This is a genomic window from Massilia yuzhufengensis (genome assembly GCF_900112225.1).
GTDB lineage: Bacteria > Pseudomonadota > Gammaproteobacteria > Burkholderiales > Burkholderiaceae_D > Telluria > Telluria yuzhufengensis.
In genome coordinates, this window is record NZ_FOLD01000008.1 from 81,341 (window position 1) to 95,046 (window position 13,706).

The window sequence follows — 13,706 nt, forward strand, 5'->3', positions numbered from 1 at the left end:
TTAAGGTTGCGGGCCGGCGCTGCCGAGCTGGAAGGTCGGAGCCGGAATCGACTTCATGCAGGCCACGTCGAGCGTGGCTTGCGGCTTGTCGAGGAATTCGCGCAGCAGGCGCGGGGCGCAGCCGAGCTGCGACACGCCGTGCCCGGCGTTATCGACCACGATATGCTGGGCGCGCGCCATGTATTTGGCGGCGGTGGCGGCGCGGTGCGGCGGCGTGACCGGGTCGAGCGCGCCCGAGAACAGCAGCGCCGGCGCCTCGATCCGGGTCGGGGCCTGGAACGCGGCGACCGGCACCTTCATGGCCTGGCACATGGCCGGCATTTCCTCGGCCAGGGTCTTGGTCAGCTGGCCGACATCGAGCTTGCGCAGCTCCGGCGTCAGGCGCGGCACGTCTTCGGCGCACACCACGGCGAGGTGCATCAGGACCGCCATATTGCCTTCGGCGCCGAAATCGGTGGCCAGGTTCTGGCGCGCGATGAAAGGCTGCCAGCGGCCCTGGGCGGCGTTATGGATCAGGAAGGGCAGGCGGCGCGCGTCGGCCGGCGAGTACAGGATGTTGTGCACCGTGCCGAGGAAACGCGGCGCGGTCATCGTGAAGTCGACCTGTTTGGCGGTGCGCGGATCGGGCAGCGACAGCTTGATGCCGCCCGCTTCCAGCTTGGCCACCAGCGCGTTGAAGTCGGCGCGCACGGTCGGGAAGGCCTTGTTGCAGCCGGCGTCCTTGGCGCACAGCTCGAACAGCTTGTCGAGCGCGGCCTGGGCGTCGCGGGCGCCGGCCGGGATCACCTGGTCGGGTGCGGCCACGCCGTCGAGCACCAGGGTGCGCACGCTGGACGGGTACATGCGCGCATAGGCCTGGCCCAGGCGGGTGCCGTAGGAGCCGCCCCAGACGTTCACGGCGCCGTAGCCGAGCGCGCGGCGCACCGCCTCGAGGTCGCGCGCCGAGGCGTCGGTGGTGTAGGCGCCGAACGGCGCCTTGCTGGTGCCGATGCAGGCCAGCAGTTCGGCTTTGAGCTGCTCTTCGGTCATGCGCTCATGTTCCGGCTTGCTCGCACAATCGAGCTTGCCCGACAGGCCGGTGCCGCGCTGGTCGATGAACACGATGTCGCGGGTGGCGCGCACCCGGCCGAATACCAGCGGCAGCACCTGGATCACGTCGCTGCCGGCCTGGCCGGGACCGCCGGCCAGCACGAACACCGGGTCGCCGCGCGTGCCTTCGCGGTGCGCCGGGGCGACCGTGACGTGCAGCTTGATGCTGCCGGCGCCGGGCTTGGCGTGGTCGAGCGGGACGTTGATGGTGACGCAGCGCAGGGCATCGACGACGCCGGGCAAGTGGCAGCTGCGGGTCGCGACGGTGGGCTTGGCGCCGGCGGCGGGTGCGGCGGCGCCGGGCGCCGCGGCGCTGGCCGCCGATGCTGCCAGCCAGAGGGCGGCAGCGGGGAAAATCGTTCTTGTCTTCACACAGTCTCCTCAAAGGATGCTGCATAGTAGATTGGCATCGTTTTGGCGGTCAATGGATTAGTTGCGCCATCGCACGAAATTATGCGAGCGGGGAAGGGCGCCGGCGCCGGCGCGGAAAATGCGACAGGAGGCGCCACGCGGATTGACGCGATGGCTCCTGTTCGGCTATCATCGTGGGCTTTCCCTTTGCTCGGGGAAGATAATAAGGCAGAGTCCGTTGCAGCAAGGGCGGAACCACCACAGTGAGCATTTACCTATTTAGGAAGTCAACATGAAAACTTTTTCCGCTAAGGGCCATGAAGTCCAGCGCGACTGGTTTGTGATTGACGCGACGGACTTGGTCCTCGGACGTGTTGCCAGCGAAGTGGCACTCCGACTGCGCGGCAAACACAAGCCAGAATTCACTCCGCACGTCGACACCGGTGACTTTATCGTCGTCATCAACGCAGGCAAGCTGCGCGTGACCGGCACCAAGGCCACCAACAAGACGTACTACCGTCACTCGGGCTACCCGGGCGGCATCTACGAAACCAACTTCCTGAAAATGCAACAGCGCTTCCCGGGCCGCGCCCTGGAAAAAGCTGTCAAAGGCATGCTGCCGAAGGGCCCACTGGGCTATGCAATGATCAAGAAGCTGAAAGTGTACGCGGAAGGTTCGCACCCGCACGCAGCTCAGCAACCACAAGCACTGACCCTCTAAGGAACTGACATGATCGGTAACTACAACTACGGCACCGGCCGTCGCAAGAGTGCAGTCGCTCGCGTGTTCATCAAAGCCGGCACCGGCCTGATCGTCGTGAACGGCAAGCCTGCGAACGAATACTTCTCGCGCGAAACCGGCCTGATGGTCATCCGCCAGCCGCTGGAACTGACCGGCAACGTCGAGCGTTTCGACATCAAGGTCAACGTGCACGGCGGCGGCGAGTCCGGCCAAGCTGGTGCAGTGCGCCACGGCATCACCCGCGCACTGATCGACTACGACGCAGGCCTCAAGGGCGACCTGGCACGTGCCGGTTTCGTCACCCGTGACGCCCGTGAAGTCGAGCGTAAGAAAGTCGGCCTGCGTAAAGCACGTCGCGCAAAGCAGTTCTCGAAGCGTTAATTCGTTTCATCTGGCAGCGGCGTCACGCCGCTGCTGCGAAAGCCGTCCAGCGCAAGCTCGGGCGGCTTTTTGTTTTATGCGCCCGGATTATTCATGCTTATTCGCTGATATTCATCTTCCAAGTCTTGCATGAATAGCCAAGAATACGACCATTCCATTGATGTTCAGGAAAGGTTGCTATGAATTTTGGCGAAAGACTCAAGCAGATCAGGACCGACAAGGGCCTGACCCAGCCGCAGTTCGCGGCGATGGCGGGCATCGACCAGTCCTACCTCTCGAAGCTGGAAAACGACAAATCGGTGCCTTCAAGCGAGATGTTCGGCACCATCGTGGCCGCGCTCGAGATGGACGCGGCAGCCTTCCTGGCCGGCATCGACCGCGAGGTGCTGGCGTCGATCCTGCGCCATATCCCGCAGGTCACGCAGTTTTCAAACGGCGAAGTGGCGGCCCAGGTTCAGCACACGAAGCGCTGGCTGTTCGGATCGGCGGCGGCCTGGATCCTCGGCTTCGCCATGATGCTGGCGGCGAACGACGGCATCTTCTTCTCGAATAAGCTGTACCGCTACGTGTCGCAGGGCGTGCTGTACGCCGGCGAGTCGCAGGACATCCTCGACAGCTATGTCGGGTGGTTTACCCGGCAGCGCGACGCCAAGCTCATCACGCCCCAGGACATGGAACAGCAGGTCGCGGCGTTCCGCGACAAGCGGATCAGGCTTGTCACGGTCGAAACGCCACACAGCCGCGGGACCACCTACCAGGCGCCGGAAGGCCAGGGCTACCGCCAGTTCGACCTGCAGCGCACCACCCACGTGCAGGCGCCGGGCAACCGCATCCTGCAATACCTGGGTGCGATCGTGCTGCTGTCGGGCTTTGTCGGGCTGTTCATCGAGTGGCGCCTGCGCCGCCTCAAACACAAACTTCGCTAATCGAGGAGTACTTCATGTCGCAACTTCGCACCTTTCTCGCCGGCGCCACCACCATGGCCGCGCTGCTTGCCGCCATCGCGGCCTTGAGCGGCGCTGCCGATCCCGGCCGCCGCGCCAGCTTCGACGAGATCACCGTCGGGCGCATCAATATCGTCGAACCGGATGGCACCAAGCGCATCATCCTGTCCAACAAGGCCCAGTTCCCGGGTGACTTCATGCAGGGGAAAGAGGGCGCGCGCCCGGACCGGCGCGCGTTCGCCGGCATGTTGTTCATCAACGAAGAAGGGACGGAGAATGGCGGGCTGATCCAGAAGGGAAGCGTGGGCGCCGACGGCAAGATCGATTCGGGGCTGTCGCTGACCTTCGACCGCTTCAGGCAGGACCAGGCGCTGCAGCTGATGAACAACGACAGCGCCACCTACCAGATGACGGGGATCAAGATCAACGACGTGCCGCATTTCGCGCTGACGTCGATGGCAGACATCGAGCGCTTCGGGGAAGAGGCCGGCAAGCTGCCGGAGGCGGAGCAGCGGGCTTACCGGCAGAAACTGGCGGAGGCGGGGCGCCTGAGCCAGAACCGGATCTGGCTCGGCAATACCGGCGCGAAGGGCTCGGCGCTGCAGTTGAAAGATGCCAGGGGGCGCACGCGCATGATGCTGCTGGTGACGGCGGATGGGAAGGCGGAGATCCAGATGCTCGATGAGACGGGGAAGGTGAGCAAGTCGATTACGCCGGGGTCGAAGGAGTAGGTCGCTGCCGCAGCCGTTCCATCGTTAGCAGAAGCATCGTCGTCCCGGCGCAGGCCGGGACCCAATGTCGTCGCGCAGCGCTGCACGCGAGCGTAGTGGGTGCTCACACAGAATTGGGTGCCGGCCTTCGCCGGCACGACGGAGCATAGGGGAGTGGTGAGAGGGAAAGGCGCGGTAACGCGCACCAGAAGGCGTGCAAACAATATTTGCATCCAGCGGTAAAACTGCAAATTTCCTTTGCACCCCCTGCAATTCCCGCCTCATTCCACCCCCCTCCAAACGCACGCATTTTTCATGGCTGTTAAAATGCAGCCTCGTCCTGGAAAGGTCTTTTGCACATCATTAAGGAACAGAACATGATCAAAGTTGGCATCGTTGGCGGAACCGGATACACGGGCGTGGAATTGCTGCGGCTGTTGGCCGTGCACCCCGGCGTGGAGCTGACTGCGATCACGTCGCGCAAGGAAGACGGCCTGCCGGTGGCCGACATGTTCCCGTCGCTGCGCGGCGTCGTCGACCTGGCCTTCACCAGCCCGGACAAGGCCGACCTGACCCAGTGCGACGTGGTGTTCTTCGCCACCCCGCACGGCGTCGCCATGGCGCAAGCGCCGGCGCTGCTGGCGGCCGGCGTCAAGGTGATCGACCTGGCGGCGGACTTCCGCCTGAAGGACCAGGCCACCTTCGAGAAATGGTACAAGATCCCGCACACCGCCCCCGAGCTGATCGAGGAAGCCGTATACGGCCTGCCGGAACTGAACCGCGACGACATCAAACAGGCGCGCCTGATCGCCAATCCGGGCTGCTACCCGACCACGATGCAACTGGGCTTCTACCCGCTGCTAAAAGCCGGCATCATCGACGCGGGCAGCCTGATCGCCGACGCCAAGTCGGGTGTCTCGGGCGCCGGCCGCAAGGCCGAGATCGGCACGCTGTTCTCGGAGTCGAGCGACAACTTCAAGGCCTACGGCGTGCACGGCCACCGCCACACGCCGGAAACCGCGGCCCAGCTGGCGCGCTACACCGACCAGAAGGTCGGCCTGATCTTCACCCCGCACCTGGTGCCCATGATCCGCGGCATGCACGCGACCCTGTACGCGCGCCTGACCAAGGACATCGACGACGCGGCCCTGCAGGCCCTGTTCGAGGACGCCTACAAGGACAGCGCGTTCGTCGACGTCATGCCGTTCGGCTCGCACCCGGAAACCCGCTCGACCCGCGGCTCGAACATGCTGCGCCTGGCGCTGCACCGTCCAGAAGGCGGCAACACCGTCGTCATCCTGGTAGTGCAGGACAACCTGGTGAAGGGCGCTTCCGGCCAGGCCGTGCAGTGCATGAACCTCATGTTCGGCTTCGACGAAGCCACCGGCCTGAAGCACATCGCGCTGCTGCCGTAATATTCTTACAAGCCGCGCGGGGCCTCCGCGCGGCTGCCTCTCGCTGCATTCTGGCAACACTCCGTCCTACCCGATCTAGATCAAGGCCGCTCTTGTTGAGCACGGTAAATTGACCAATGCACAGGTCGAATTCTGCGTCGCGGCGACCGCCGCCACAACGATGCCGGCGCCCTACAGGAGAGGTGGATCATGTTCGGTCGACAAGTAAAAAGCGAGATTGACAGCCTGGTCGGTATCTCGGCCCGGATCGAGGGCGACCTGTGCTTTACCGGCGGCCTGCGCATCGATGGCGAGGTTCACGGCAACGTGGTGGCGGCCGACGGCGCCGACAGCATGCTGATCGTGTCGGAACATGCGCGGATCGAAGGCGAAGTGCGCTGCGCCAGCCTGGTGGTGAACGGGTATATCGCCGGATCGGTATATTCGTCAGAACTGCTTGAATTACAGCCGAAAGGCCGCATACATGGTGATGTCCATTACCGTTTGCTCGAAATGCACGGCGGCGCCCTGGTGACGGGGAAACTGACCCACGAAGCAGCGGGCGAACCGGTGTTTCATCTGGCCGACGTCGAGGCTGGAACGGCAGCATGACTTGCGCCAACGGTCTATAATGGGCATGTAGCGTAATTCGCGCAATTCAACAGGAGTAGTCAATGACCGCAGTCGCCGAAGTGCTAGAGCACGACACGATCCCAGTTCCGATCAACTTCACCGACAGCGCCGCAGAGAAAGTTGCACAGCTGATCGAGGAAGAGGGCAATCCCGACCTCAAGCTGCGCGTCTTCGTGCAGGGCGGCGGCTGCTCCGGCTTCCAGTACGGCTTCACGTTTGACGAAATCGTCAACGAAGACGACACCACGATGGAAAAGAACGGCGTCCAGCTGCTGATCGACTCGATGAGCTACCAGTACCTGGTCGGCGCCGAGATCGACTACAAGGACGACCTCGAAGGCGCCCAGTTCGTCATCAAGAACCCGAACGCCCAGTCGACCTGCGGCTGCGGTTCCTCGTTCTCCGCCTGAGCCAGTTCCCCCAGGCCGCCCGGCTAGCCCGGGCAGTCGACGGCCCGGTTGATCCGGGCCGTTCCTTTTTGCGGCGCCGGTTTACGCCGGATACAGCGCGCCGAGGATGCGCGGGCCGCGCGCGCCTGTGACCGCCGGCAAATTGCCCGGCTCACGCTGGACAAATCGATAACCCAGCCAGGCGAAGGCCAGCGCCTCGACCCGGTTCGGCGCCACGCCGAGCGCCGCCGTCGATTCCACTTTCACGCCCCCCAGTGCCGTGCCGATCTCGCCCAGCAGGGTCGCATTGTAGGCGCCGCCGCCGCACACGTAGATCGCGTCCACCGCCGCGTTGTCGGCGCGGATCGCATCGGCGATGGTGACGGCCGTCAGGCGCGTCAGCGTGGCCATCACGTCCTGCGGCGCCACGTCGCCGAAGTCCGCCAGCTTGCTGTTTAACCATTGGTCATGGAACAAGTCGCGCCCGGTGCTCTTGGGCGCCGGCTGGCGGAAGTAGGGCTCGTCCAGCAGGGCCTGCAGCAGCGGCTGGTGGACGCTGCCGCCCGCGGCCCAGGCGCCGTCTTCATCGTAGGGCTTGCCCAGATGGCGGCCGATCCACAAGTCCATCAGCACATTGCCCGGGCCGGTATCGAAGCCGGTCACGCGGCCGTCGCCATGCAGCATGCTGATGTTGCCGATGCCGCCGATATTCACCACGACCCGCGCGGTGCCGGGCTTGCCGAAGGCCGCTTCATGGAAGGCCGGCACCAGCGGCGCGCCCTGGCCGCCGGCCGCGATGTCGCGGCTGCGGAAGTCGGCGATGACGTCCACCCCGGTCAGCTCGGCCAGCAGGGCGGGGTTGTTGGTCTGGCGCGTGAAGCCCAGTTCCGGGCGGTGGCGGATGGTCTGGCCATGCACGGCGACCGCGGCCACCGGCGCGCCGGCCGAGGGCAGCAGCTGGCGCACGCACTCCGCGTAGCACAGGGCCAGGCCGTTGGCCGCCAGCGCCTCGCGCTCGAGCTCGTTTTCGCTGGCGGCCTGCAGCGCCATCAGCTCGCTGCGCAGGCCGGCGGGGAAGGGCGTGAAGGCGGCGGCGATGCTGCGGATGGCGCCATCGGCGAAATCGGCCAGCACGCCGTCCACGCCGTCGAGGCTGGTGCCGGACATCAGGCCGATGTACAGGGAAGAGGTATCGCTCATGACTTATTGACTGGTAAGTGGCGGGCGCAATGCGCGCCGCAGCCGCAGGATGCAGGCCGGGGCTCCGGCCGGCGCTCCATACTAAATGTTTGCCGGGAAAAGTAAAGGCTGTGGACGCCGCTTTCGTGCCCAAATGCAACTCTAGAATCCGCACTGCAATTCAACATCATCGTGTAACTGTCGGTAATTTTTACAGTAGTAATGTTCTCGGAATTCAATCTGTATAAGAATCATGTATTTACATCTCTGGTACGAAAACTGCTTCTGGCTCCGGCATAACTCTACCAATACCAGGGAGCAGACATGTCGAACGGAAAAGAGAAGCTGGCCCGTTTTATCGTCACGGCACTGTGCACGGTCGCCATGCCGACGGCTGCCCTGGCGGCGCCGATCATGGTCGGCTTCGATGACCTCGGCGACAGCGTGTCGGTCACCGGGCAGTATGCCGGGCTGCAGTTTAGCCAGGCCACTGTGCTCAAGGCAGGCCTGTCGCTCAACGAGTCCGCGTTTCCCCCGCGCTCGCTGGACGGCGTCGTGTTCGACGACGGCGGGCCGATCAGCATCGACTTCTCCGGTCCGGTGTTCAGCGTCGGCGGCTACTTCACCTATCTGAATGGGCTGACATTGTCGGCCTACGACATCGATGGCAACCTGCTGGGGACGGTAGCCTCGGCCTTCACGATCAACCTGGCCGACGGCAGCGGCGACTTCGGCAGCAGCCCCAACGAATTCCTGCAATTCTCCAGTGTCGGCGGCCTGATTTCGCGGGTCACCTTCAGTTCCGAGCTGGGTGGCGGCTCCTTCGTGCTGGACGACCTGGTCGTCGATGCCGGCGCCGCGATTCCCGAACCCTCCACCATCGCCCTGATGGCTGGCGCCCTCGGCGCCGCACTGGCGCGCCGCCGCAGGCCGCGCCGATCCTGAATTCCCCTACTTCCTGATCCGGGCGCAGGCGTGCCCATTCCAGCGCAGTTCAATCGCAACTAGAGAGGCGATGATGAACATAGTGGCGAGCCTTCGCAGCATGAGGTCGGTCGTTGTCGTCTGTCTGATTGGTGCGCTGGCATGCGGGACGGCCGCCGCCGGCACGCTCGGCGCGCCGTCCATGAGCCCGGCCAGCATCCCGGCGCGCACGGCGAGCGAGATCACGTTTACCGTCAGTATTACCGATCCCAATTACACCGCCGGGACCGCCAACGTGCAGCGCCTCACTGCGGCGGGCGGCATCGCCTCCGTGGTCGGCAACCTGCGCGACGACGGCACGCAGGGCGACGCGCAGGCCGGCGACAGGATCTATACGCTGCGCACCACCCTGCAGCAGGCCGATCCGGGAACGATGATGTTCCAGGTCTCGGCCGGCTTCAAGGGCGAGCTCAAACGCAGCTTTGCCGGACCGCTGGCGCTGACCGTCTCCAGTGCCCAGACGCCGGTGATCGGCGCGGTCCAGCTGGCGCCGGCCGCGACGCCGGCCGGCGTCGGCCTGCTCGCCACCGTCACCGCGCAGATCGACAACGGCGCGACGGTCGCCTCCAGCGTGGCGCTGCAAAAACTCGACGCCAACGGCGCGGTGCTGGCCACGCTGGGCCAGCTGCACGACGACGGCGCCGAGGGCGACAGCGCCGCCGGCGACAAGACCTATACCCTGCGCACCACCGTGCTGGAAAACCAGGCCGGCACCGTGCACTACCGGGTAGCAGCGACCTTCCCGGGCACCTCGTCGCCAGTCTATTCGGCGCCGCTGTCGATCGCCATCACCGGCACGGCGACCGGCATCACGATCACCTCGCCGGGCAATGGCTCCTATCTGAACACGCCGGTGCTGACCCTGCACGGCAACGTCGGCGACAGCGCGGCCCAGGTCAAGATCAATGGCATCGCCACACCGCTGAGCAACAAGAGCTTCGCCGCGTCGGTACCGCTCAACGAAGGCCCGAACATCCTCACCGCGGTGGCGGCCAACAGCAACGGCAGCACCAGCACCACCAGCATCCTCGTCACGCTCGACACCACCCCGCCCAAGGTGGAGATCTATTCGCCGGCGGCCGGCGGCAGTACTGGCGCCGCCACCGTCACCGTGACCGGCGTGGTGAACGACATCGTGGTCGGCACCGTCAACCCGCAGCAGGCGACGGTCACCGTCAACGGCATCGCGGCCGAGGTGGTGAACCGGACGTTCATGGCGCGCGACGTGCCGCTGGCGGTGGGCGCCAACACGATCCAGGCGGTCGCCACCGACCGCGCCGGCAACCGCGCCACGACCACGGCCAGCGTCAGCCGCGCCGCGCCCGGCCTGCTGTCGCTGGCGGCCCTGTCCGGTAACAACCAGGCCGCGCGGGTCGGCAGCGCACTGCCTGCGCCCCTGGTGGCGAAACTGACCAACAACCAGGGCGCACCGGAAGTGAACAAGCCGATCGTGTTCCGCGTGATCGGCCTCGACGGCACGCTGAGTGCCGCCAGCGCGGCTGGCGCCGGCACCAGCGCCATTGCGGTGAACACCGACGCGCAAGGGCAGGCGAAGGCTTACTTCAAGCTGGGCAGCCGCGCCGGCGCCGGCAACAACCTGGTCGAGGCCAGCGCGGCCGGCGTGGCCAGCACCGCCGACTTCGTTGCCAGCGGCAGTCCCGGCGGCGCCCAGCTGGTGGTGGTCGACTCGGGCAACAACCAGTATGGGGTGGTCGGCCAGGCCCTGCCGCTGCCCTTCATCGCCATCGTGACCGATGCCAGCAATAACCGCCTGCGCGGCATCCCGGTGACGTTCAAGGTCATCGGCGGGGGCGGAGGCTTTGGCGCAGCGCGCAGCCCGACAATGCAGGCAACCAGCGACAGCGATGGCCGGGTGGCGACCAACCTGTTCCTGGGGCCGGAGCCGGGCGTGAACAATAATGTGGTCGAGGTCAGCTTCACCGGCAATACCGGCGCCGCGGCCGCATTCAGCGCCACCGCGATGGTGCCGGGGCCCGCGAACGAGACCCGCATCAGTGGCGTCGTGCTCGACAACAGCAACCAGCCGCTGCCGGGCGTGACGATGCGCCTGCTGCAGATCAACCAGGGCAATGCCAGCAACATCCCGCAAGAGATGGCGCCTGCCGTGCGCACCAATGCGCAGGGGCAGTTTGTCATGACCGGGGTCCCGGTCGGGATCTTCAAGCTGATGGCCGACGGCGGCACCGCGCAGCGCGCCGGGGTCTGGCCGACGCTCGACTTCGACATGATCACCGTCTCCGGCCGCGACAACACGGTGGGGATGCCGATCTTCCTCCCCGAGGTCAACCCCGCCAACCGCGTGTGCGTCAACGAGACCACCGGCGGCACCGTGACCATTCCCGAGGTGCCGGGCTTTGCCCTGACCATCGCCCCCGGTTCAGCCACTTTCCCCGGCGGCTCGCGCAGCGGCTGCGTGTCGGTCACCCCGGTCAATATCGACAAGGTCCCGATGTCGCCGGGCTTCGGCCAGCAGCCGCGCTTCGTCGTCACCATCCAGCCGGCCGGCACCCATTTCAGCCCGGCGGCGCGCATGACCATGCCCAACGTCGACGGCCTGGCGCCGCGTGCGGTGACCGAGATGTATTCCTATGACCATGACCTGGCCAGCTTCGTGGCGATCGGCAGCGCGACGGTCAGTGCGGATGGGTCGACCATTACGTCGGACCTTGGATCGGGCGTGATCAAGGCGGGGTGGCATTGCGGGGGGAATCCGAATACGACGGGGTCGGCGGGGACCTGCCCGACTTGCAAGAAATGTGAGGGCGCCAGTTGCGTGGCCGACAATTCGATGGTCCCGCAGCAGGAGTCGACAGGAGATTGTAAGGAACAGTTCTGCAGCGGCGGCGCAATCGCCAACCGGTTCAAGGACAGCGAACAGCCTACCGACAAATGCATGATGTGCAAGAACGGGGTGCCGACTGAAAAAGCGCCAAAAGAATGGGGGCCGACTCACTCGGTCACCTTCGATTCTACGGCGGGGCTGCGCGGGATCACGGACAAAATCCAGGCTGGATTCAACGCTCTCGGCATGGGCGCTGTCGCGATCAAGACATCTACGTTCACCGCTTCTCGCAGGACGAAGGACTGCTGTAACCCTACCACCGGCAATGTACAGAAAGACGGCATGTCCGAGACCCAGGGGGAGGGGGCCATTAACATCGAAATGAGAGGCTTGACGATTTGGGGGCCGCCGAACATCCACCGCAAAATGGACTTTAAGATCGTCGAAATTACTGTAGATGTCCAGGTCGGCGTCAAAGTTGACAACAATGCTGTACTCGCCGCGTCTGCAGGACAGCGCGCTGATGCCTGCGCCGGAGATAACTGCTTCTTCGGCGCGATCAATGCTGGAATCACCGTGACGCCAAAGGCGACGCTTGAAGCAATCGCCTGCGAGGTGACACTGTGGACGGACCAGCATTGCGCCGGGATCACCTTCACGCCGCTGGGTTTTGATGTCAATTTCAGGTCAGGCGTGTCTTACAACGAAAGCAAATGTACTGATGGTTTCAAGGGGTCAGTCACGCTGGGCAAGATCGAAGCATTTTCCCATTTCCAGCTTGGCATCCCAGGATCAGCCGGATACAGGTTCAGTGTCGAAGTCTATGCGGGTGGGATATTCTAATGCTAAATCTTATTACTACTTTTGAGTCCGGCCTGCGCCATATCGGGACCCTGACCTTGCTTGGAGTCTGCCTCGCCCCATTTGGTGCGATCGCAGCATGTCCCTCCACCAACATGCGCGCGCTACCGCTGGTGGGAGATGTCGACATGGTCCCTATGCAAATGTCCGGCGACTTACGTGTTTCGAGTGTCACCTTTGACCAGCCGTTTGAACGCTTCCGTACCGCTGCCAAAGCCTCCGACGATATCGTGTTCGCCGGTGTCATGGATGCCTTGCGCAGGCGCGATCTCGCCGCCTTGGCTGCGCACGGCGGGCGCTTGGCCGAGCTTGAGGAGTCCGGCCAGCCAGCCGCTTTCCTGGACTTGTGGAGCAAGTCCTTGAATTTGCAGACAGTAAGTGTGTTGGCTAAAGTATGCCTTGGCGGACATTCCTTGTTTTACTGGCAGGTTGATACTCCTCGTGGCCCGTACGTTCGCCAGTTCACCGTTCAGCCTTCCACCGAAGCAGCGCGGAATGATGCCAGCTCAGTCACGATGGTAGGGCGCTTGTTGCGTTCGGCATTCCAGGTACTTGCAAATGGTGCCGTGAAGCCTCGCTCGCCTGCGCTTGCGGCCGACATGACTGAGGTAGCGCTGAAGCTGCCGATGGCCGCCGCTGCGGGCATGGACTTGGCGGTGCGGGTGCATGGGGTTGCAGTCACCGCCAGCGTCAATGCGCTTTCCCGGCCTCAGCGCACCGACCCCTTACTGACCCTGTTTGATACAGCCTATGCCCGCCTGAAGGCGGGTGATGCTGCGGCTTTTGCTGCGGTGTTGACCTTGCCCGGCCAAGTGAAATTCAACAAATGGTGGAACGGTCGTACTCCTGCCGAGGCCGAAGCGTTCCGCAAGAGCTTGGAAGACCGACAAGTCGCATATCAATTGTTCGCCGATCCAGTACGCGTGATTTTTTATCTGGAAAACCAGCAGGCACAACGCTATCGCGAAATCGCTGCATCGATCAGTCGTGGTGAATTGACCGGTGCTGAAGCTGGTGCCGCACTGGCTGCATTGCAATATCGGATCGAATATGTACTGACCACGCCGGAACAGGCGCCAAAATTGGCCAATTTTTACGCCGAGGATTTTCTCTCGGATTTCCTGAAAAGCCGTGAATTGTTTATAAGGCAAGTCGTTGCCCCGACCATCGTTAATGCCTTGGCAAAGACAAAGTAAGCGCACGCGCACTCTCCAGGCAGTGGGCATTCCCTGGTTTTAACGTGGAC

Annotated in this window: 12 protein-coding genes; 10 read left to right on the forward strand and 2 right to left on the reverse strand. The window is 64.2% G+C overall.

The genetic code is table 11. The features are described 5' to 3' along the window. Nucleotides 1-1,461, reverse strand: coding sequence for an alpha/beta fold hydrolase (locus BM031_RS09250; RefSeq protein WP_091874103.1), 1,461 nt, complete (start codon nucleotides 1,459-1,461; stop codon nucleotides 1-3). 271 nt (nucleotides 1,462-1,732) lie between these two features. Here BM031_RS09250 and rplM point away from each other — a divergent pair, with 271 nt between their 5' ends. The 7 genes from rplM to erpA all read left to right on the forward strand — a co-directional run bounded on the left by rplM (nucleotide 1,733) and on the right by erpA (nucleotide 6,654). Then, nucleotides 1,733-2,161: a 50S ribosomal protein L13 gene (rplM, locus tag BM031_RS09255; protein WP_091874105.1), complete on the forward strand. Its 429-nt coding sequence runs from the start codon at nucleotides 1,733-1,735 to the stop codon at nucleotides 2,159-2,161. A gap of 9 nt (nucleotides 2,162-2,170) precedes the next feature. Then, entirely contained in the window at nucleotides 2,171-2,563 is a 393-nt protein-coding gene (rpsI, locus tag BM031_RS09260; protein WP_027865814.1) for a 30S ribosomal protein S9, read from the forward strand. A gap of 179 nt (nucleotides 2,564-2,742) precedes the next feature. After that, entirely contained in the window at nucleotides 2,743-3,489 is a 747-nt protein-coding gene (locus tag BM031_RS09265; RefSeq protein WP_091874107.1) for a helix-turn-helix domain-containing protein, read from the forward strand. A 14-nt stretch (nucleotides 3,490-3,503) separates the two neighbouring features. After that, nucleotides 3,504-4,238 (forward strand): hypothetical protein, encoded by a 735-nt coding sequence (locus BM031_RS09270; protein ID WP_091874109.1) that lies wholly within the window; start codon nucleotides 3,504-3,506, stop codon nucleotides 4,236-4,238. A 356-nt stretch (nucleotides 4,239-4,594) separates the two neighbouring features. Beyond that, a complete protein-coding gene (gene argC, locus BM031_RS09275) occupies nucleotides 4,595-5,632 on the forward strand; it encodes an N-acetyl-gamma-glutamyl-phosphate reductase (RefSeq protein ID WP_091874286.1) in 1,038 nt (345 codons plus the stop codon). Nucleotides 5,633-5,821: 189 nt separating this feature from the next. Then, on the forward strand, nucleotides 5,822-6,223 hold the full coding sequence (locus BM031_RS09280; protein WP_091874110.1) for a bactofilin family protein: 402 nt from the start codon (nucleotides 5,822-5,824) through the stop codon (nucleotides 6,221-6,223). A gap of 62 nt (nucleotides 6,224-6,285) precedes the next feature. Then, on the forward strand, nucleotides 6,286-6,654 hold the full coding sequence (gene erpA / locus BM031_RS09285) for an iron-sulfur cluster insertion protein ErpA (RefSeq protein WP_091874112.1): 369 nt from the start codon (nucleotides 6,286-6,288) through the stop codon (nucleotides 6,652-6,654). Nucleotides 6,655-6,735: 81 nt separating this feature from the next. Here the strand turns inward: erpA and BM031_RS09290 are convergent, their stop codons facing one another. Further along, entirely contained in the window at nucleotides 6,736-7,833 is a 1,098-nt protein-coding gene (locus BM031_RS09290; RefSeq protein WP_091874114.1) for an anhydro-N-acetylmuramic acid kinase, read from the reverse strand. 303 nt (nucleotides 7,834-8,136) lie between these two features. On the opposite strand from BM031_RS09290, the gene BM031_RS09295 reads away from it, so the two are divergent. The 3 genes from BM031_RS09295 (at nucleotide 8,137) to BM031_RS09305 (ending at nucleotide 13,656) form a co-directional block, all read left to right on the forward strand. Then, nucleotides 8,137-8,757, forward strand: coding sequence for a PEP-CTERM sorting domain-containing protein (locus BM031_RS09295; protein WP_091874115.1), 621 nt, complete (start codon nucleotides 8,137-8,139; stop codon nucleotides 8,755-8,757). A gap of 100 nt (nucleotides 8,758-8,857) precedes the next feature. Next, nucleotides 8,858-12,442: a choice-of-anchor X domain-containing protein gene (locus BM031_RS09300; protein ID WP_143084543.1), complete on the forward strand. Its 3,585-nt coding sequence runs from the start codon at nucleotides 8,858-8,860 to the stop codon at nucleotides 12,440-12,442. Further along, entirely contained in the window at nucleotides 12,442-13,656 is a 1,215-nt protein-coding gene (locus BM031_RS09305) for a hypothetical protein (protein ID WP_091874119.1), read from the forward strand. The genes BM031_RS09300 and BM031_RS09305 overlap by 1 nt, the downstream gene beginning before the upstream one ends. The last annotated feature ends 50 nt before the right edge of the window (nucleotides 13,657-13,706 follow it).